The sequence below is a fragment of the Janthinobacterium kumbetense genome (assembly GCF_023703445.1).
Taxonomy (GTDB): domain Bacteria; phylum Pseudomonadota; class Gammaproteobacteria; order Burkholderiales; family Burkholderiaceae_D; genus Janthinobacterium; species Janthinobacterium kumbetense.
Genome location: NZ_JAMQGR010000051.1, coordinates 1 through 304, shown reverse-complemented (window position 1 = coordinate 304; position 304 = coordinate 1). Strand labels below are relative to the sequence as shown.

Below are 304 nucleotides of genomic sequence, written 5' to 3'. Positions count from 1 at the left end.
TTGCCAAAGCTCATCGCCGCAAAGAAGCTGCGCGGCTTTTCAAAGCGCAGGTAGCTGTTGGCCACCGAGTTGATGTTGCCAATGTCGGTCGACACCATCACGTCTTCCGGCATGGCTTTTTCCAGTTCGCGCAAGACCTGGCGCGGGTGCAGATAATTGCCCGGCTCTTTCTTCTGCTCTTCGATCATGTCCAGGCTGTACGCATCTTTTTCGTGCGTCCAGTTCGTCAATTCCTCTTCCCACGCGGCCTTTTCCGCTTGCACGGTGACATAGCGTTCTTCGCGCGTGGCGTCGCAATCGAGCT

The 304-nt window shown here is 56.2% G+C and carries 1 pseudogene; it reads right to left on the bottom strand.

The annotated features are described in order from the left end of the window. Window positions 1-304 (bottom strand): annotated as a pseudogene (locus tag NCG91_RS27925) (sulfoacetaldehyde acetyltransferase); the annotation flags it as partial.